Raw genomic sequence first — 18,779 nt, forward strand, 5'->3', positions numbered from 1 at the left:
AATGGCCTCGTGTACAAGTTAATCACCTCTGCGATCTGATCATTGATTGCGCAAACACGACAGCCCTACTAGTTGAATGCAAAGCGCCTTACAGTGATCAACGGGAGGCTGAGATTGAGCTGAATCTTGGAGGGCTGGGGTATGGCCTCTAAGCACCACGAGACTCGAACTGGGGGGCGTGATGCTACTAAAGCAGTAATTCCGGGCCGGTTTGCGTTGTCTGTAGGTAATCCTGAGTTGCGATGTCCTGAAGGCTGGTCATGGACGAGATTGACCGATGTTGCTCGATTAGAGACTGGACACACACCTAGCAGGAGGCATTCCGAATACTGGGATGGTGACATTCCGTGGGTAGGCATTAAGGATGCAACTAGCAATCATGGAACGGTGATCCTCGACACGCACCAGCACGCGACAAAGCTTGGTATCTATAATTCGTCTGCTCGGATACTGCCCGCAGGTACAGTTTGCTTGTCCCGCACGGCGTCCGTTGGTTACGTGGTAATCATGGGGCGACCAATGGCTACTAGTCAGGATTTCGTGAACTGGGTATGCTCGGATGCTATTGACTATCGCTATTTGGCTTCCATCTTGGTGGCCGAGTATTCTAGTTACGCGCTATTCTCACGCGGTACGACACACCAAACTATATATTTCCCTGAGGTTAAGGCATTCCATGCACTACTGCCCCCTATTGAAGAGCAAAGGCGTATTGCAGATATTATTTGGTCGCTAACCGAAAAGATCCAACTCAACCATCAAATCAACCAAACACTCGAACAGATAGCCCAGGCCATCTTCAAAAGCTGGTATGTGGACTTCGATCCCGTCAAAGCCAAGATTGCTGCTAAGGCGCGTTGGTTGGCCCTCCAGCCAACAGCGGAATCCGCTTCTCCCGTCTGCTATGCAGGCGAAGCAGAGACACTGCCTGACCTTGAGACCTACATGAACCTTGCCGCCATGCAGGCCATCTCAGGCAAGGACGAAGAGGCACTGGCATGCCTACAGCAAGAGCAGCCGGAGCAGTATGCGGAGCTCTGGGAGACAGCGGAGCTATTTCCTTCGGCTATGCAGGATGGTGAGTTGGGGGAGATTCCGGAGGGGTGGGCCGCAAGAGACCTGAAGTCCGTAACTACTGAAATTAGAAGAGGTATTTCACCAAAATATATTGAAGATGGTGGCGTCCAGGTTATTAATCAAAAATGCATCCGGAATCACAAGATAGATTTTGTTTTGGCGCGCAGAAACGATTCTTCTAAACGAAAAACAGATGGTCGAGAAATTCAAATAGGGGATGTTCTAGTTAACTCGACAGGTGTCGGAACTCTTGGTCGACTTGCCCCTGTCCGGCTCTTACCAGAACGATCCGTTGCGGACAGTCATGTAACGGTTATTCGAGCAAATGATCGCCTTATAAGTAAGGCGTTTTTGGCTGGCCTGATGCTTGCTAACGAGCCATTCATAGAAGCAAGCGGCGCAGGATCAACTGGACAAACTGAACTCCGCAAGCAAGTTCTCGAAGACATTATGTTCGCTATGCCCTCATTGGAGTTAAGTAGGGCCTATGAAAAAGTTGTGAGTCCGATGGGGAGGCAAATGGCCTGTTTACAGGAGCAACTTACATCTTTAGCTACAACAAGGGATAGCATTCTACCCAAGCTCCTCTCCGGCGAACTCTCTGTCTCGGCTGCTGAAGATCAAGTTGCGGAAGCTGCGGAGCCTGCCAATGTTTAAGATTGACTCCACCGCCAACCGCATCAGTCCGCTGCAAGCCAAACGCTTCAGTGACCTCGGATTCTCCGAGCGTAAGCACCTGCAAGAGTGGCTGGAGAATACCCCGCAAGCCCTGACTCAGGGCGATGGTGACGAGCTCCTGATTATCCAGAAGGAGTTCGATGGTTTCGACGACACCCGTGAGCGACTGGATCTGCTGGCCGTCGACAAGGACGGTAACCTGGTGGTCATTGAGAACAAGCTCGATGACAGTGGTCGGGACGTCGTCTGGCAGGCGCTCAAGTACGCCAGCTACTGCGCCAATCTGAAGAAGCAGCAGGTGGTGGAGATCTTTCAGCGCTACCTGAACCAGAAGGCCCAGTTACAAGGTGCGCCGCCAGCGGATGCAGAGAGCGTTCTGCTGGAGTTCCTGCAGGCCGACGATCTGCAGTCCGTCCAGCTCAACACGCTGAAAAGCCAGCGCATGATTCTGGTCGCGGCCCACTACCGCAAGGAAGTAACCAACACTGTACTCTGGCTCAGTCAGTTCGGTGTGAACTGTCAGTGCTTCAAGGTGACTCCCTATCAGTCTGGTGGTGAATTGTTCCTGAACGTGGAGCAGATTATCCCGACTCCGGAAGCCTCGGATTTCATGATCGGGATGATGGCCAAGGAAGCCGAGGAAAAGAGCGCCAGTAACGAACAGCGCAACAGCCATCGATTGCGCTTGGCGTTCTGGGAGCAGGCACTGGATGCGTTCAGTCAGAGCGGGTGTAGTCTCTACAACAACATCAGCCCTGGTAAGGATCACTGGCTCTCGGCGGGCTCCGGTCTGTCGGCCATGGGCTTCAATCTGATCTTCAGCAAAAACGAGGTGCGGGTCGAGTTCTATATGTCCCGCTCCCAAGCCGGTGCAAACCAGTTTGTCTTCGACCGACTTGAGGCCCAAAAAGCATCGATTGAAGCCGACTTCGGGGATTCATTGACGTGGCAATCACTTCCTGGCCGTAAGGCCTGTCGGATCCTCTACGCCAAGCCGATTGATGGTTACGACAAGTCCAACTGGCCGGAGATGATTCAATGGCTGGTTGTGCATATGACCCGCCTGGAGAAGTCGCTACGAAGGCCGTTGGAGAAGATTCGCGAGGAGCTGAAGCACGCCGACCTCAAGCCAGGTCCAGAGGCATGATGGAGCCCCAACAGCAGGTCCAAGCCGCCAAGCAGGCGCAGTTGCAGATATTCACCAGCCAGGATGGCAGGGAGCAACTGGAGGTGGCGCTGGACCACGGGACGGTCTGGCTAAGCCAGGCTCAGAAGGCTGAACTGTTCGGCAAGGATGTACGCACCGTCAATGAGCACATCGGTAACGTATTCGTCGAGGGGGAGTTGGGGCGGGAGGCAACTATCCGGAAATTCCGGATAGTTCGTGAGGAGGGAAAACGTCAGCTGTGCCCATTCACGCATCCAGCGGTGGACGAGGACTGAGGCATGACTGAAGACCAACTTGAACAGCTCTGCCTGGAATGGTTTGCCGACAGCGGCTGGGAAATTGCCCATGGGCTTGACCTGGCGCCTGACGGCCCAGCGCCAGAGCGGGCGGATTACCGGCAGGTACTGCTGCTGGCGGACCTGGAAGCGGCCATCCGCCGCATCAACCCTCACCTGCCAGATCGTGCCGTCGAGCAGGTACTGGCCCAGGTGCGCAAGCCAGAGAGTCTCGATACGGTCGTCAGCAACCGCACATTCCACCGCCTGCTGCTGGACGGTGTAGCTGTCGAGTACAAGTGTGACGATGAGCTAGTCCACGATCACGCCTTCCTGATCGACTTCGGCCATCTTGAGGCCAACCGCTTCCGCGCCATCAACCAGTTCACCCTGGAAGGCAGCAAGCAACTGCGCCGCCCGGACATACTCGCCTTCATCAACGGCCTGCCCCTGGCCGTATTGGAGCTGAAGAGCCCCAAGGCGGAGAACGTGGATATCTGGGATGCCTTCAATCAGATCCAGACCTACAAGGATGAAGCGCCGGACCTCTTTACCTACAACGAGGCCCTGGTAGTCAGCGATGGCTACAACGCCCGGGTGGGTTCGCTAACGGCCAACCAGGAGCGTTTCATGCCCTGGCGTACCCTCAAGAGCGAGGACGATAAGCCACTGCTGGATTGGCAGCTGGAAACTTTGGTGCGTGGCTTCTTCGAACGGGAGCTGTTCCTGGATTACATCCGCTACTTTGTGATTTTCGAGACCGACTCGGACAAGCTCATCAAGAAGATTGCCGGTTACCACCAGTTCCACGCCGTACGCGAGGCGGTGCGGGCCACGGTGATTGCGGCGCGGCAGCCAGAGAAGAATGTGCAGGGGGAAAAGCGGGCAAGCTACGTCGATGACGTGGTCCCCGGCAGCAAGAAGGCCGGGGTGGTCTGGCATACCCAGGGCTCCGGCAAAAGCATTTCCATGTGCTGCTATGCGGGCAAGCTGCTGCAGCAGCCGGAAATGAATAATCCGACCCTGGTGGTGGTTACGGACCGCAACGACCTCGACGGCCAGCTGTTCGCTACGTTCACCGCCGCCCGGGATCTCCTCAAGCAAGAACCGGTACAGGCCGAGGACCGGGATGCACTGCGCCGTCTGCTGGCGGAGCGGGAGTCTGGCGGCATCATCTTTACCACCGTGCAGAAGTTCGCTCTGGTGAATGAGGAAGCTGGCCACCCGATCCTGAATGACCGCCACAATATCGTGGTGATCTCCGACGAGGCGCACCGCAGCCAGTACGGGCTCAAGGCCACACTCAAGAAGGACGGCACCTACGTCTTCGGCTACGCCAAGCACTTGCGCGATGCCCTGCCCAACGCTGCCTTTATTGGCTTCACCGGTACACCCATCGCCAGCGAGGACAAGGACACCCGTGCCGTGTTCGGCGACTACGTCTCCATCTACGACATCCAGGACGCCGTGGACGATGGGGCAACCGTGCCCATCTACTACGAATCTCGCCTGGCCAAGCTGGACATCAACCGCGAAGCCATTGAAGAACTCTCGGACCAGGTAGAAGACGTCGTCGAGGACGAGGAAGACCTAGGCTCCCGGGAGCGGACCAAGGGTGAATGGAGCCGCCTGGAGAAACTGGTGGGTGCCGGCCCGCGGCTAACCGAAGTGGCGGAGGATCTGGTGCAGCACTTCGAGGCACGCACCGCCGTGATGGAAGGCAAGGCCATGATCGTCGCCATGAGTCGGGAGATCTGTGTCCACCTCTACAACGAGATCGTCGCCTTGCGTCCTGACTGGCACGATCCGGACCCAGAGAAGGGCGCCATCAAGATCGTCATGACCGGCTCTGCCTCCGACAAGCCGTTGCTGCAGCCGCATATCTACAACAAGCAAACCAGGAAGCGGCTGGAGAAACGCTTCAAGGATATTAATGACCCTCTCAAGCTGGTGATCGTGCGGGACATGTGGCTGACCGGCTTCGACGCCCCCTGCTGCCACACCATGTATGTCGACAAGCCCATGAAGGGTCACAACCTCATGCAGGCAATCGCCCGGGTCAATCGGGTCTTCAAGAACAAGCCGGGTGGCCTGGTGGTGGATTACATCGGCATCGCCAACGAGCTGAAGCAGGCCCTGAAAACCTACGCAGACTCCAAGGGCCGGGGAGAGCCGACGCACAGTACCGAGGAGGCCTTCGCCATCTTGCTGGAGAAGCTGGATATCATCCATGGCTTGTTCGCCAAGGGTCCCAAAGGGGAGGGTCTCGATTACAGCGGCTTTGAGACGCAAGCCAACCAACTGCTGATCCCCGCCGCCAACTACATTCTTGGTTTGGAGGACGGCAAGAAACGCTTTCTGGATACCGTACTGGCCATGAACAAGGCCTATTCTCTGTGCAGTACCCTGGACGAGGCACGGGCCTACCACAAGGAAGTTGCCTTCCTGTCGGCAGTGAAGGCCGCCATCACCAAGCACACCAGCGTAGACAAGAAGCTGACGCAGGAAGACAAGAACTCGGCCCTGAAGCAGATCCTCGACAACGCTATTATCGCGGACGGGGTAACCGACGTGTTTGCCCTCTGCGGCCTGGACAAGCCCAACATCGGTCTGCTCTCCGACGAGTTTCTGGAAGATGTGCGCCAGATGCCCTACAAGAACTTTGCGGTGGAGCTGCTGGAGAAACTACTCAAGGACGACATTCGCTCCGCAACCCGCAACAACGTCGTCCAGGAAAAGAAGTACGGCGACCGCCTGCAAGAGACCCTTCGCAAGTACAATAACCGCGCCATCGAAACCGCCCAGGTAATCGAGGAACTGATCGCCCTGGCCAAGCAGTTCCAGGCCGAACTGGAGCGGGATGCCGCCCTCGGCCTGAACCCGGACGAAGTGGCCTTCTACGACGCCCTGGCCAACAATGAGAGCGCGGTTCGTGAGCTGGGTGACGAGACCCTGAAGAAGATCGCCGTCGAGATCACCGAGAAGCTGCGGCAATCCACCACCGTCGACTGGCAGGTGCGGGAGAGTGTGCGGGCCAAGCTGCGGATCCTGGTGCGCCGGACGCTACAGCGGTACAAGTATCCGCCGGATAAGGCTCAGGAAGCTATTGAGCTGGTGTTGCAGCAGGCCGAAGTGTTGTCGAGTCAGTGGAGTCATTAACTCTTCGAACGGTTGATGCTGAGACCGGCGTACTGTACCTACTGCTAGTACGTTATAGATATAGACGGGATTGGAATTTAACCAATTGTGGTGGATAGATTTTCGGCATATCCAGGATGGTGAGCAGATGAGCGTTACTCCTGAACAAATGCGTCGGCTAGCGTTTGCAAAGTACCTCTTCCTAGATGGCTTCGATAAGTCTCATCTACCTCGACCGATGTCTGCGGCTGCGCTGCTGCTCTTCCATGATTCAATTGAGTTGGTGCTCTATCTCGCGGTGGAGGTGTCGGGCGGTACAAGTAGAAAAGAATTAAATTTTATGGGGTATTGGCCAGAGTACAGGAAGCTAACGCAGCGAGAGCTTCCTTTCAACCAGCCCATGAATGCACTTAATAAGTCGAGGGTTGCGCTAAAGCACCATGCTACTCTACCAAGCGAAGACGCGTTGGAGAGATATCGAGTTACCTGCAATCAGTTCCTAATTGAGGTTTCAGCAACAGTTTTCGGTACTGAGTTTGAAGCCATTTCACTTTTGGAGTTTGTGCAGCCAGATAATTGTAAAGAACAGCTTGTCCTTGCTGAACGATATTTGGATGAATCTGATTTTACGGGTTGTTCAGCCTCATTAGCGCGCGCCTTCAGTATGTTGATGTGTTGGGCCGAAGAACACTATGCGGATGAGTTCTTCGATTCACCCTTTGCTTTTGGGATGGATACATATCATCACATCGCCCTGTCAGCGCAACTACAAGCTATTCCGGACTGTCGTGAGTTTAGTGAGTTTGTGCAAGATGTGTCGAAAACTTTGAGCAGGGTAAAAGCAGCAATGCCGATACTGGCACATGGGATTCCCTTCGGAGAGTTCGTGCGTTTTAACAGGTATCTTCCCAGTGTTTCTATCATGATGGATGGGGCGCATCACGTAACTTTCACTGGTCGGGAGAAGAGTTGTAGTGAAGAGTACCTGCGGCACTGTATTCAATTTGTGATCGAGCAATCAATCAGAATTCAGTCCCGTATGGGTGATTTCTAGTTACCATTGCGCCGTCTGGTTCAGAGAGCATTTCATGTCTGAGCAGCTTTTAAATGGTAATCGGTATAACTACGAATTCAATCGTTCGTCGAGGGCCTATGCCCGGCTACCTATGAGTCATGAAGTCGTCTAATCCCAAACTATGCACGATCCCTTCTAAAGGAAGTCAGCATACTCCCGCAGCTTGGACACTGTCTGGGGGAGCTGCTGTTTCTGAAGTGTAGCGAGGAATTGCTCTACAGTGAACGGCGGATTTCTAAGTCCCATGCGCTGCTCCCGGATAGCCTTGCAGCATGCCGGGGCGTTCATGTCTATCTGGTAACAGATGAAGTCGTCCGGATGCAGTACGTCGATACCGTAGGGCTGGAGCACCTGCTCCGGAAAATCCTTCCGGTTGAAGGTTACGATGGCGTCAGCATTACAGCGGATCGCAGCGGCCAGTACGTGCCGGTCGTTAGGGTCGGGCAACGACAAGCTCGGTATGAGTGCTTCGTAGCCGGTTACCAGGGCATCCCGGACATGGTCATCCATCAGGTCCCTGGCTCGCTCCAGGGTGGCGCGGGTGAACCTGCCCTGTTGGAGCAGTGCCTGGATCCATTCCTCATGAATCTGGCTTGACCAGTGGGCCTTGAACAGGTCCGTCAGGGCCAGCCGCATGAGGGTATCCCGCAGCGGTGCGGGGTACAGCACGCAGGCGTCATAGACGACCGTGAACTTACTCACGGAAGGTCAGTACCCCATCCCCTCTTTCTGCGACAAGGCTGTAAGTTCATCCAGGGAGGCCTTGCGCTGCTGGTCGGTACGCTCCTTGTAAGCCATGACGTCTTTCAGCAGAACCCTGCGGTGCGTCCCTACCTTGCGAAATGGGATCTTCCCCTGTTCCAGCAAGCCAACCAGGAAAGGCCTGCTGACGTTCAGCAGGTTGGCGGCCTCCTGGGTGCTCAGCTCATGGTGATGAGGAACCAGGCTGATGGCGTTGCCCTTGGACATCTCCGACAAAACTTCCAGCAGGATCTGCAGGACGTGGCCTGGCAGGATCAGATCCTCAGTGGGCTGGCTGTCCACCTTCAGCGTCAGTTGCACCCGGTCCACCCCGGCATACTTTGAGAGTGTCCGGCTGGAAACCTTGGCTTGCTCCACTTCGTCCGGATTGGGGAGGTGAAGGATCTCTTGTGCACCCATGCTCTGTACTCCTGATTTGTCGTTATGCCGGATCCCGGGCTGCACACCCGGCACGGGCGAACTCTAGCATAAACGAAATAAACGAAACAAGCGCAGAGGAGAGCGACGGGATCCTTGGAAAGACCGCGTGCGCTTTTAAGGCACTGGCAGGTGCAGGCCCGAGGCCTCTACCGGCGCTCGACAAAGGGTGCTACTCTCAATCTGCAGGGCATTTGGATGCCCCGCAGGATTCGAACCCTTGAAGTGAACCTTTTTGACGGTATTTTTGACGGTATCTGAGGCGAATCGAATAGCAAAAAGCTCCTGAAAAACAAAAGGTTATCGGAACTTTTCGGGCGGTCTCACACCGACCATTTTCGCGATAACCCGGGATCCGGGCTGGCGGCCCGGCGCGGTCAACCAGACCGCGGGGTATAGGCGTTGCACCAGCCGGTTCCCTTCACCTGCTTGCCAGCAAACAACGGGCATCCCGCCCATTCGTCGTTCGCCGTTCCCTGGTAGAGCTGACAATTGTTGCATGCCTGGCCCTGCTCGTAACGCGGCTGCTCGCTCGCTATTACGTCTTCAGCGTTGTGAACATACGCCAGACTTTTGGCCTGGGGATCGTCCTCACTGAGCTTGGGCATGGCCCCGTTGCCACCCGCTTGCTGCGCCCCTGCCTGTGTGTCCGCGGCCTCGGCAGGGGACCTTTCCCCGGCAGGCTCCTGGGCAGCCGCCCGTTCTGAGGCCCTGTCGGTCGCGGGCTGCGTACCTGTGGACTGATTTGGCCTCATCTCCGAGGTGCTGCGGTCGTCTCCGGTCATCGCCGGTGCACGTGGCTCTTCTTTATCACCGCAGCCTGCCAGCCCGACGAAGGGCGCCAGCAGTGCGCTGCCACCCACGAGCGTAATAAAGCGCCGACGAGCCTCAATTGTTGTCTCACGATTATCCATTTCCGGCCTCCTGGTCGATCATCTGTGTCTCAAAAGTGTAGTCGCTCACGCGGCATAATCCAGCGTAGAATGCAGCCGCGACTCCAGGCTGTTGTACCTGACGAGTGAAATCTACCGATGACAAACTCAGAACATCGACAATTCATGGCCGAAGCACTGCACGAAGCCCGTCAGGGGCTCGCAGAAGGCGGTATTCCCATAGGTTCAGTGCTGGTGATCGACGACCGTATCGTTGGCCGCGGCCATAACCGCCGCGTGCAGCGTGGCAGCGCGGTGCTGCACGCGGAGATGGACTGCCTGGAGAATGCCGGGCGCCTGAGCCCGGCGGACTACCGGCGGGCGGTGCTGTATTCTACGCTTTCCCCCTGTGACATGTGCAGCGGGGCCGTCCTGTTGTACGGGATCCCACGGGTGGTGATCGGCGACAACGAGAACTTCCAGGGGCCCGAGGCTTATCTGAGCCAGCGCGGCGTGGACGCAGAAGTTCTTAACGATCCCGGCTGTATTGCCCTGATGCGGGATTTCATCGAGTCGCATCCCGAGCTTTGGCACGAGGACATTGGCACCTGCTGAGGGCAAAGTTTAGCTGCCATTGCGTTCGCTAAGTCTGGTTTGCCGCACGGTAACTCGCCACGCGATTGCGCCCTTCCCGCTTTGCCTGGTACAGGGCGTTGTCGGCGGATTGCAGTAGCATGTTAATGTCCCAAGAGGGCTGGAGGCTGGCGATACCCATGCTCGCAGTCACCCGGATTGACTGGTCCTCGTGAGGAATAATCAGGGCCTCTATTTCCTGGCGCAATCTCTCCGCGATGCGTTCTCCGTCTTCGAGGGCCAGGCCCGGCAGCAGGACCAGGAATTCCTCGCCCCCAAAGCGCCCGAACAGATCACCGGGGCGGATGTACTGGCGGATACAATCCCCCAGTGAAGCCAGTACCAGGTCCCCGGCGAGATGGCCGTAGCGGTCATTGACGGCTTTGAAGTGGTCGAGGTCAAGCATGAGCATGGCCAGCGGCTGGCCACTGGTGTTGTACCGGCGGATGGTTCTCTGGCCAAGCTGAAGAAAGCTGCGGCGATTGGCTGCGCCCGTAAGGTGGTCGGTGGAAGCCAGGCGCTCCAACCGGCTATTGGTCGTGGTCAGCTGGGCGGTGCGCTCCGTTACCCGTTGCTCCAGTTCGTGGTTCCTGGCCTCCAGGTCACTCTTGGCTTCCCGCAGGGCTGCCTCGGTTGCCTTCAGTTCGGTGAGGTCGTGCTGTACCCCGACAAAATGCGTGGTATCGCCATTGCCGTCTTTCACCGGCGCGATGCTCAACTCTATCCACAGCGGTTCGCCGCTTTTTCGATAGTTGCGCAGAATGACCTCGCAGACGCGCTGGTCACGGATGGCGTCGGCTACCTCGGCAACGCCGGGCTGGTCTGGCTCTCTCTCGTTGAGGAATCGACAATTGCGCCCGAGCACCTCTGTGCTGCTGTAGCCGAACAGATGCTCAAACCCGGGGTTGGTCCAGATGATCGGCGTGTCCGGCTGCCGGGCGTCGGCGATTATGATCGAGTCGCTGGTGGCATGGATGGCCCGGTCCAGAAGCAGGAGTTGCAGCTTTTGCGAAGTGATCTCCCGCAGGAGCACGGCTGCTCCGACACCCAGTGCGACGAGGATGACGAGGTATTCCTGCAGAATCCATACGGCTTGCTGTGGATCGAGCCCGCCATAGGGCGCTGCCCCGTGTACCATAAAGCCGATAGCCAGACCGGCGATGAGCAAAATGGCACCGGCGGTACCGGCGACACTGAATTTCGCCGCAGCCCAGGCGACGGCAGGCAAAAGGATGAGCGGTGATAGGGGCAGCCCTGGCTGGTAGGGGCTGAGGACGCCAAACACGAGAGCACCCAGGCCCAGGATGAGCAGGCAAAGCAGCAGGTACTCGGCGATGAGTTTCGCGTTGCGTAGCGGCCAGAGTTGTGCGCGGTCGTGCCACAAGGTGACCAGAAGTGGCGTGATTAGGAGTAAGCCCAGCCCATCTCCCAGCCACCACAGGCGCCAGAGTGTCAGAAAACTGGTTTCGTCCCGGCCCAGCAGAATGTACACCAATGCCCCGGCGAGCGCGGCGACGGCGGAAGCCAACAGAGGGCCGGACAGAACGAAAATACCGGCCTGCTGCAGCGTGTCGAAGCGGAAAGGCGCCTTGGTGAATCGGCGAATCAGGCTGGCGGCGAGGAAAACCTCGAACAGATTGATTACGCCGAAAGCCAGGGCCGCCCAGGTCGGGAAAGCTGGCACATCGGCCAACCACTCGGCAAGGATTACCGCGGGTATGACGCTGATCCAGTCGCGTCTGGGCAGGATCAACAGCGCGGCGAGAACCACGGCATTTGGCGGCCAGACAATGGCGATACCCCCGGGGGTGATCGTCTGGGTCACACCCAGGTAAGCACCGCCCCAGTAGGCAACCCCTACCAGCAGTGCAATCGACAGACTGCGGAGGAAATGAGGGTGGTCGGCCATCCGTCATGATTGCATGGCGGTTACTCCCCGTCCAGCACCCTTCCGCGGGCGCCTCGACTGTGTGCGTCGATCAATACAGCGGCTCAGCCACACCAGCAGGAGCCAGCGCCAACCTTCTATTTGTGAGTCAGGTTGTTCTGCGCTCGCGAAAGCTGATGTATACTCCCGGCTGAAAAAAATACAAATCGTCAGGGGAAAGTACATGTTGTATCGCTCAAACAGATTTTTTTTGGCAATACTGGCAATGCTGTTGGCCCAGAATGTGAGTGCCGCAGAAGTCCTGGTAAATGGTGGTTTTGAAAGCGGGGACTTTACCGGTTGGAGTGTCACGGCGAACGGAGCCAGCAGCTGTGATAGCGACTGGACCGTTGTAACGACAAATAGTATATGCTCGTCCGTTTCTGATCCGGCTCCAGCTGAAGGGGTCTATCAGGCGGCCAATAGCTTCGACGGTAACGGCCCGCAGGAGTTCCGCCTTGTACAAGCGGTCAGCGTACCGTCTGGCGTTCAAGCTGCCACTCTATCCTGGCAACAACAATACAGAGTGAGCAATGGTGGAACAGAGCCGCGGACGTTTGAGGTCTTGATTACAGACGCCGCTGATAGCGCTACATTGGCAACGATTGATTCACAGAGTTTCACCGGGTCTACAAACAGTGGCGGTTGGGACACGATCAGTTTCGATATATCCAGCGCGCTCGCGCCACTGGCCGGTCAGTCGGTCAATATCGTGTTCAGAAACTTTATTCCCGAGGCTTTTACAGGTCCGGGCAATTTTGCGCTGGATGATGTATCTCTGGATATTACCGCTGCCGAACCTGCTCCTGTTCCTGTTCCCTTGCTCCCGGTTTGGGCGCTTTTGCTGCTGGGCGCGCTCGTCACTGGCGTTGCTGGACGGCACTCACGTCGCATCCGCAACCCCAGGTAGCAGGGCGCGGGTGTAAGGGCTACCAGGGCTACACAGGGATATTCCTGGTAGCCCTGGCTTTCCAACTCCCTTTGAGTGGACTTGCCATTCAAGGCGGTACCTGACCCCCGAATTCTTACTCCCCGTCCAGCACCCGCCCCAGGGTCACCTCGCCCATGATGGTGGTCCGGTTGATCACCCGCCGCACCCCCGGTGGCGTGCCGGTGGCACAGTGCATGATGCGCCAGTTGTCCCAGAGAACCATGTCGCCTTCCTGCCACTGGTGAAAGTAGTGGAACTCGGGCTTGCGGGTGTGGGCCACCAGGCGCTCCAGCAGCTCGATGGACTCGTCGTTGGACAGGCCGAATTTCTGCGGGGTGATCACCCGGTCCAGGAACTGCTCGACGATCTCCAGCACCTTGCGCCCACTGACGGGGTGGGTGACCACGGCGGGATACACGGCATCGGCGAAGTCGGGAAAGCCAATATCCGTTGGCTTGCGGGGAAGGTTTTCCCCCGGCTGGTAGCCTTCGAGATTCACGTAGCGCATGTGCTTGCGCTGCATGCTGAAGCTGTAGGCGACTTCCAGTTTTTCCAGCAGTGTCCGGGTTTCCTCATCCAGAGTATCCCAGGCCAGGGCCAGGTCGCCGAACCCGGTGAGACCTTCGCTGGACGGTACTTGCACCGCCGTGAGCACCGCGCCGTGGTTGGGGCGGGCGGTGTAGTGCAGGTCCATGTGCCAGTCCAGCCGGCCGACAATGGGCTCGCCGTTGTAGTGGGCGAGCATGTAGTTGTCCTTTTCGGTGCCATTCTCCAGTACGAACAGCTCCGGGTATTCGTCGGAGGTCTTTACCTTCAGCGGGTGTAGCTCCAGCGGCCCGAAAATGCGGCTGAATTCGATCTGGTTTTCCGGGGTGATGGCCTGGCCACGGAACAGCAGCAGCCCGTATTCATACCAGAGATCACGCAGCTCCTGCTTGAGTGCGTCGCTGAAGGGCTGGGTGATATCGAAGCCGCTCACTTCGGCGCCGATGTGTTGCAGGGGGGTGACGGTCAGCGTCATGGGTTTTCCTTAATCGGTGATCGTGAATGGGCGTTGTGGGGCGGGGCTTATTCCAGCACCCGCGGGTCGCGGCGAATTTCCCGCCGGGCCATGGCTTCCCAGAGGAAAGGGAAGCCGTTGCTGTCGGTCATCTTGCCGGTGGCAGCTGCAATTTTCGGATCCAGAGGCTGGCCGTTGCCCAGTGCCTCCACCCGCCAGGCCAGCCGACAGCGCCATTCCAGGGTGATGGCGCGCAGGTGGGCCTGGCGCACATCCTTGCCCACCAGGAACACGCCGTGGTTGGCCAGCAGCGCCCATTTGTGCTCGCCCAGCGCCTCGACGGCGGCGCGGCCTTCCTTCTCGTCGTTCACCGTGCCGTGGTATTCGTCGAATACGACCGGGTCGCTGTCCACCAGCGCGGAAGTCTGGTCGTAGATCGGCGGCACCCGCTTGCAGGCGGCCCAGACCGAGCCCCACTCCGGGTGGTTGTGGATTACCACCCGCACGTCCTCCCGCAGGCTGTGCATGTCGCGATGCACGTTGATCGCCGGGGTAACGTTCCAGCGGCCGTCGAGAATCTTGCCCTGCTCGTCGATTGTGAGAATGTCAGAGGCGCAGACTTCGTCCCAGGCCAGTTCCCAGGGATTTACCAGCATGGTGCCGTCATCCAGGCGCAGGGTGATATGGCCGGCGATGTGATCGTTGTAGCCCTCGCGGATCAGCACCCGGCACAGCAGGGCCAGCTCCTGATGCGGCGTCAGGGGCTGCATGATCGGGTAGCGGCCAGGGTTCGGTACCAGCGGGGCGAGTACTTTCCAGTTGATGCTGGAGTCATCCTTGTAATTCATTATCTGGATCCTCAGGTGGTGGGTGATTGGGTGCGGCTGATGGCGTGGCGGGCTGCAGGGCGTGAACCAACAGCAGTTGCTGGAGTTCGCTGCGGAAAGTGGCGCTCCCCAGCCAGTCAGGGTGCTCGTCCACGGCCCGGGCGGTTGCCTCGGTCAGGGTGGTGGCAATCAGGAAGGCGCGGATTGCGGCCGTCGCCGCCGGCATGTCCGACCGGTGGTGAAGCAGTAGCTCCTGCAGCCACTCTTCCAGCGAGCTGGTTGCGACGTAGCGGCGGACGCTGGCATGGACAAGGGTGTCGAAGCCGATCTCCCGGTGGTAGCCCCGGTAGACCTCGCCGTGCCGCTGCAACAGGCGCTGGTGGCGCTGGCAGGTGACCACCACCAGCTCGCGCAGGGTGTCCTCCAGAGACCGCCAGCGCAGGGCGCCGAGATAGCGGGTTTCGCTGGCGAGTTGGTCGGCTTCCTCGGGAGCGTCCTCCAGCAGGACATCGAGCAGCACCGCTTCCTTGTTGGGATAGTACTGGTAGAAGGAGCCGATGGTGACGCCCGCCATATCAGCGATGCGCTGGGCCGTCAGGGTGTCCGCGCTGCTGTCTTGCAGGATGCGCCGACAGGCCTCGCGAATGGACGCAACCAGGAGCCGCGAGCGGGCCTGCTGGGGCTGGCGTCGGGTGGCCTGCAACCTGTTGTCGGGATTCGTCATGGGTTACACCCTAACGCAGCAGCGTTTTGGCACAACTCGCGTTCAGGAATGACTCGGCCGGTGATAATGCACTGTTTTTAAATGAAAATCCCGTAAAATCCGATGGTACTCGGATTCCCTCTAGAATACCCCGCGCAAGCCGAAAGTCACCAGGTTGGCGCTGGTACGTGACAGGCCCGCCGTGCTGTTGTATTGCACGAAGGCAAACAGGTTGTTGGCAAATTGCGCTGAAACGCCGACGGTGAGCTCAAAGAAGTCTTCGTCCGGGTCATCGGTCGGCGATTGAAACTGCACGCTGCTACCGGGCACGGCGAAAGCATAGCTGTAGTCCAGGGCCTGTGACTCATTGTCAAACTCGTGGCGCCATTCGACCCCGGCATAGGGTAGCAGGACGCCAAAACCGGTGCTGCTTGCGTGGCGGACCATCATCCCGGCAATGGATTGCACGGACTGGACGTCCTGGCTGCCATAGCGCAGGGCCAGCCCGCCGTCGGTGCCGTCCTCACGCTCCTGATAGCCATCGATATCGATGTCGAGGTAGTCGAAGCCGAGGTACATGTCGGCGGTGGTCGCGCCGCTGCCGAAGACGTAACCGGCAGTGGTCTGGGCTCCAAGCTGGGTGCTGTCGGTACTGGCATCGAAGCGCCGGTCCAGCACCAGGCCCTGCGCGGTCCCCGATGCGCCCGGCGCGGCGGTCAGCTGGACTCTGCGCGCCATGTCAAAATCGTTCTGGCCGTAGCTGAGGATGCCGTTCACGTAGGTCTTTTCCATGCCGTAGACAAAAAATCCGGACAGGCTGTAGCCTTCGCTTTCTATCTTGCCGCCGGCGGAGCTGTTGGCGAAGTTGCTGCCCGCGGTGCGGTCCAGGTCGACCTCATAGCTGCTGTACCCCAGCGCCAGGCCCAGGGCGAGCCCGCTGTCGAAGGCATAGTCGGCGCCCAGGGTGACACCCCAGGAATCGAAGTCGTAGCCGCCTTCGTTGTCGGTTTCGTCCCGGTCGCCCCAGCCGATCGCGCCGTTGCTGAACCAGGCCCAGCCGGTGTCGGCGTCGCGTGCATCTCCCGCACCGGTACCCCCGGCAAGCGGTGGCGTGTTGCCGGCGACTGCCTCGGTGAGGTCCACACCGTGGACATTGAACGCCACGGGGGAAATCGAACTGCGGGCCCCGCGGCGGATGGCGTCCATGCGGGCCCCCAGGTTCACGAACTGTCGGTTGCTGCTCTCGGTCGCCAGGCGGGACTGACTGGATGCCTCCTCACCGGAAAATTGGCGAATGGCGTTGTAGGTATCGCTCAGGCTGGAATAGTTGTAACTGTTGTTTGTCGCGCCCAGCACGGTCAGTGACATCTCCCGGCAGCGACTGAACAGGTCGAGGCGCTGCCCTGACAACTGGCCAGTGGCGCCCAGTTCCAGGCAGGTGGCCCGGATCGCGTCGCCGGCATCGACGATAAACTGTGGCGCCCCCTGGTTCGCCAGTACCTGGCCGACATCCGTCGCCGGCCCCTGCTGGGCTTGGCCAGCGGCGGCCCAGGCGGCACTGCCGCTAACAATTGCCCACTTGATAAGCTTGTTCATGCCACCCGTCCCCCTGCAAGCAACGGGTGCAGGCTCGGGTTGCGCAACCGGCACCCCGAAGGTGCCGCCAAGCCAACCTGAGAAAAGCACCCGTAACGCGATCAGTTATTGTCCAGAAAAAGTCTAGTTCAGCTTGGGCACAGCGCAAGTGTGGTCTAGTATTAAAGTCTGCCTGTGGCAGTGATACCGCAGGCAGGCCACATTGCGAGATCGATGCCCGTGGATAGAACTTACGAGGTGACGCTGCAGGCCGATTTGCCCGGAAATGCCACCGAGGTGGATCCATTGCAACCGCGCGTACCTGCTCCCGGCATGGTGCTGCGGGATCGCTTTGTGCTGCAACGCATGCTCGGCGCCGGCGGCATGAGCAAGGTTTTTCTGGCACTCGACCGGGAACTGGAAGATTCCAATCCCTACGTCGCGATCAAGGTGCTCGGCGACACCTTCAAGGATCATCCTCAGGCGCTGACTTCACTGCGTCGCGAAGTGAACAATTCCCGCCAGCTCAACCATCCGAATATTGTCGGTGTCTACCACTTTGACCGCGATGGTGACATCGTCTTCATGGTCATGGAATTCATGCGCGGGGAACCGCTGGACGAATTTCTGCGCAAGTATCCGGAGGGTCTGCCCTGGGACCGGGCATGGCACATCATCCGCAGTTGCGGTGAAGCGCTGGCCTATATGCACGACCACGGTGTGGTGCATTCGGACTTCAAGCCGGGCAACGTCTTCCTCACCGAGAACAACGAGGTCAAGGTGCTGGACCTCGGCATCGCCCGGACGCTGGACGAAGCAATGGCGACCCGCAACACCACCCGTTTCGACGGTGACACCCCGCTTGCACTGACGCCACAGTACGCCAGCTGTGAAATGTTCGAGGGCCAGTCTCCCGACCGGCGGGATGACATCTACGCCCTTGGCTGCGTGGCTTACCTGCTGCTCACCGGGCGTCACCCCTTTGATGGTGCGCGGGCAATCGATGCTCGCAGCAACGGACTGGAAGCGGAACGTCCTCCGGGCCTGCGCCAGGGCCAGTGGCAGGTGCTGCTGCAAAGCCTGGCCCATCGGCGCCGTGAACGCGTGGCCAATGCCAGGGAGTTTCTCGCCGGCTTCGGGCCCGCGACAAGCTCCCGCAATGCGACTCCCTGGATCGCCGTTTCTGCGCTGTTGTTCGCCACCGGCATCGCCGCGGCGAGCTGGCAGGCGTATCAGGACTCGCCCGAACAACGCTTTATTGATGAGCTCCTGGTGCAATACCGGGATACCGGCAATCCATCAGTCGATGGGAAGCAGGTGGCACTGTGGCTGGAGCAGGGAGCGCAGAATATCACGATGGCCAATACTGCATTCGCCAGTGACGAATTCGACCGCGGCGGCTATTTTCTCCACGGCAGCACCAGCTCAGCGAAATGGGTCTATGACCTGGTGTTGCGTCAGGCTCCGGACGAAGCCAGCAAGCGCGCCGCTGCCGGCGGCCTGTTGCAGCTTGCGTCCGCCTATGAGGAGCCGGCGCAGCGCCTGGATGAGTTGCAGCGGTCGCGCGAGGCACTGGATTTCGCCTGTCGCGGCGTTGCCATCAATGCCCACAACCCGGTGTTGCGGGAGGTGTTGCCGTCCCTGTTGCAAAAAGTATCCAACCCCGGCGCCATTGCCGGCTGCAAGGCCTTGCCCGAGGGTATGCTGCCCTGACGCCGCAG

The 18,779-nt window shown here is 58.8% G+C and carries 16 protein-coding genes; 8 read left to right on the forward strand and 8 right to left on the reverse strand.

The window, feature by feature from the left end:
• Nucleotides 1-141: 141 nt before the first annotated feature.
• The 5 genes from Q6D67_RS04765 to Q6D67_RS04785 all read left to right on the forward strand — a co-directional run bounded on the left by Q6D67_RS04765 (nt 142) and on the right by Q6D67_RS04785 (nt 7,390).
• A complete protein-coding gene (locus Q6D67_RS04765; protein ID WP_304704436.1) occupies nt 142-1,734 on the forward strand; it encodes a restriction endonuclease subunit S in 1,593 nt (530 codons plus the stop codon).
• A complete protein-coding gene (locus Q6D67_RS04770) occupies nt 1,727-2,902 on the forward strand; it encodes a DUF4268 domain-containing protein (RefSeq protein ID WP_304704437.1) in 1,176 nt (391 codons plus the stop codon). Before Q6D67_RS04765 ends, Q6D67_RS04770 begins: the two co-directional genes overlap by 8 nt.
• A complete protein-coding gene (locus Q6D67_RS04775) occupies nt 2,899-3,198 on the forward strand; it encodes a hypothetical protein (protein WP_304704438.1) in 300 nt (99 codons plus the stop codon). Before Q6D67_RS04770 ends, Q6D67_RS04775 begins: the two co-directional genes overlap by 4 nt.
• A 3-nt stretch (nt 3,199-3,201) precedes the next feature.
• On the forward strand, nt 3,202-6,357 hold the full coding sequence (locus Q6D67_RS04780) for a type I restriction endonuclease subunit R (protein WP_304704439.1): 3,156 nt from the start codon (nt 3,202-3,204) through the stop codon (nt 6,355-6,357).
• 127 nt (nt 6,358-6,484) lie between these two features.
• Complete coding sequence (locus Q6D67_RS04785) at nt 6,485-7,390, forward strand: hypothetical protein (RefSeq protein ID WP_304704440.1); 906 nt, start codon at nt 6,485-6,487, stop codon at nt 7,388-7,390.
• Between the two features lie 156 nt (nt 7,391-7,546).
• Here Q6D67_RS04785 and Q6D67_RS04790 read toward each other — a convergent pair whose 3' ends face one another.
• The 3 genes from Q6D67_RS04790 to Q6D67_RS04800 form a co-directional block, all read right to left on the reverse strand.
• Nucleotides 7,547-8,113, reverse strand: a complete 567-nt coding sequence (locus Q6D67_RS04790) for a putative toxin-antitoxin system toxin component, PIN family (protein WP_304704441.1) — start codon at nt 8,111-8,113, stop codon at nt 7,547-7,549.
• 6 nt (nt 8,114-8,119) lie between these two features.
• A complete protein-coding gene (locus tag Q6D67_RS04795; protein ID WP_304704442.1) occupies nt 8,120-8,572 on the reverse strand; it encodes a helix-turn-helix domain-containing protein in 453 nt (150 codons plus the stop codon).
• 395 nt (nt 8,573-8,967) lie between these two features.
• Nucleotides 8,968-9,504, reverse strand: a complete 537-nt coding sequence (locus tag Q6D67_RS04800; RefSeq protein WP_304704443.1) for a high-potential iron-sulfur protein — start codon at nt 9,502-9,504, stop codon at nt 8,968-8,970.
• Between the two features lie 117 nt (nt 9,505-9,621).
• Between Q6D67_RS04800 and Q6D67_RS04805 the strand changes: the two genes are divergently transcribed.
• The gene (locus Q6D67_RS04805) at nt 9,622-10,077 is read left to right on the forward strand and encodes a nucleoside deaminase (RefSeq protein ID WP_304704444.1); all 456 of its coding nucleotides are present in this window, start codon (nt 9,622-9,624) and stop codon (nt 10,075-10,077) included.
• 28 nt (nt 10,078-10,105) lie between these two features.
• On the opposite strand, the gene Q6D67_RS04810 is transcribed toward Q6D67_RS04805, so the two are convergent.
• On the reverse strand, nt 10,106-12,004 hold the full coding sequence (locus Q6D67_RS04810; protein ID WP_304704445.1) for a diguanylate cyclase: 1,899 nt from the start codon (nt 12,002-12,004) through the stop codon (nt 10,106-10,108).
• Between the two features lie 202 nt (nt 12,005-12,206).
• Between Q6D67_RS04810 and Q6D67_RS04815 the strand changes: the two genes are divergently transcribed.
• Nucleotides 12,207-12,932: a hypothetical protein gene (locus tag Q6D67_RS04815; protein WP_304704446.1), complete on the forward strand. Its 726-nt coding sequence runs from the start codon at nt 12,207-12,209 to the stop codon at nt 12,930-12,932.
• 115 nt (nt 12,933-13,047) lie between these two features.
• On the opposite strand, the gene Q6D67_RS04820 is transcribed toward Q6D67_RS04815, so the two are convergent.
• The 4 genes from Q6D67_RS04820 to Q6D67_RS04835 all read right to left on the reverse strand — a co-directional run bounded on the left by Q6D67_RS04820 (nt 13,048) and on the right by Q6D67_RS04835 (nt 17,079).
• Nucleotides 13,048-13,974 carry a TauD/TfdA family dioxygenase gene (locus Q6D67_RS04820; protein ID WP_304704447.1) on the reverse strand — a complete coding sequence of 309 codons (927 nt, stop codon included), beginning with the start codon at nt 13,972-13,974 and terminating at the stop codon, nt 13,048-13,050.
• 47 nt (nt 13,975-14,021) lie between these two features.
• On the reverse strand, nt 14,022-14,801 hold the full coding sequence (locus tag Q6D67_RS04825) for a class II aldolase/adducin family protein (protein ID WP_304704448.1): 780 nt from the start codon (nt 14,799-14,801) through the stop codon (nt 14,022-14,024).
• Nucleotides 14,785-15,504, reverse strand: coding sequence for a TetR/AcrR family transcriptional regulator (locus Q6D67_RS04830; RefSeq protein ID WP_304704449.1), 720 nt, complete (start codon nt 15,502-15,504; stop codon nt 14,785-14,787). Before Q6D67_RS04830 ends, Q6D67_RS04825 begins: the two co-directional genes overlap by 17 nt.
• Nucleotides 15,505-15,624: 120 nt before the next feature.
• Entirely contained in the window at nt 15,625-17,079 is a 1,455-nt protein-coding gene (locus Q6D67_RS04835; protein ID WP_304704450.1) for an autotransporter outer membrane beta-barrel domain-containing protein, read from the reverse strand.
• A 219-nt stretch (nt 17,080-17,298) separates the two neighbouring features.
• Here Q6D67_RS04835 and Q6D67_RS04840 point away from each other — a divergent pair, with 219 nt between their 5' ends.
• The gene (locus Q6D67_RS04840) at nt 17,299-18,771 is read left to right on the forward strand and encodes a serine/threonine-protein kinase (protein ID WP_304704451.1); all 1,473 of its coding nucleotides are present in this window, start codon (nt 17,299-17,301) and stop codon (nt 18,769-18,771) included.
• The last annotated feature ends 8 nt before the right edge of the window (nt 18,772-18,779 follow it).

The organism is Haliea sp. E1-2-M8 (assembly GCF_030649675.1).
Classification (GTDB): Bacteria; Pseudomonadota; Gammaproteobacteria; order Pseudomonadales; family Halieaceae; genus Haliea.

What these genes read in the sequence shown, in the direction of transcription:
- Q6D67_RS04765 (WP_304704436.1), top strand. Translation starts at nt 142, where the DNA reads ATGGCCTCTAAGCACCACGAGACTCGAACTGGGGGGCGTGATGCTACT.
- Q6D67_RS04770 (WP_304704437.1), top strand. Translation starts at nt 1,727, where the DNA reads ATGTTTAAGATTGACTCCACCGCCAACCGCATCAGTCCGCTGCAAGCC.
- Q6D67_RS04775 (WP_304704438.1), top strand. Translation starts at nt 2,899, where the DNA reads ATGATGGAGCCCCAACAGCAGGTCCAAGCCGCCAAGCAGGCGCAGTTG.
- Q6D67_RS04780 (WP_304704439.1), top strand. Translation starts at nt 3,202, where the DNA reads ATGACTGAAGACCAACTTGAACAGCTCTGCCTGGAATGGTTTGCCGAC.
- Q6D67_RS04785 (WP_304704440.1), top strand. Translation starts at nt 6,485, where the DNA reads ATGAGCGTTACTCCTGAACAAATGCGTCGGCTAGCGTTTGCAAAGTAC.
- Q6D67_RS04795 (WP_304704442.1), bottom strand. Translation starts at nt 8,572, where the DNA reads ATGGGTGCACAAGAGATCCTTCACCTCCCCAATCCGGACGAAGTGGAG.
- Q6D67_RS04800 (WP_304704443.1), bottom strand. Translation starts at nt 9,504, where the DNA reads ATGGATAATCGTGAGACAACAATTGAGGCTCGTCGGCGCTTTATTACG.
- Q6D67_RS04805 (WP_304704444.1), top strand. Translation starts at nt 9,622, where the DNA reads ATGACAAACTCAGAACATCGACAATTCATGGCCGAAGCACTGCACGAA.
- Q6D67_RS04810 (WP_304704445.1), bottom strand. Translation starts at nt 12,004, where the DNA reads ATGGCCGACCACCCTCATTTCCTCCGCAGTCTGTCGATTGCACTGCTG.
- Q6D67_RS04815 (WP_304704446.1), top strand. Translation starts at nt 12,207, where the DNA reads ATGTTGTATCGCTCAAACAGATTTTTTTTGGCAATACTGGCAATGCTG.
- Q6D67_RS04820 (WP_304704447.1), bottom strand. Translation starts at nt 13,974, where the DNA reads ATGACGCTGACCGTCACCCCCCTGCAACACATCGGCGCCGAAGTGAGC.
- Q6D67_RS04825 (WP_304704448.1), bottom strand. Translation starts at nt 14,801, where the DNA reads ATGAATTACAAGGATGACTCCAGCATCAACTGGAAAGTACTCGCCCCG.
- Q6D67_RS04830 (WP_304704449.1), bottom strand. Translation starts at nt 15,504, where the DNA reads ATGACGAATCCCGACAACAGGTTGCAGGCCACCCGACGCCAGCCCCAG.
- Q6D67_RS04835 (WP_304704450.1), bottom strand. Translation starts at nt 17,079, where the DNA reads ATGAACAAGCTTATCAAGTGGGCAATTGTTAGCGGCAGTGCCGCCTGG.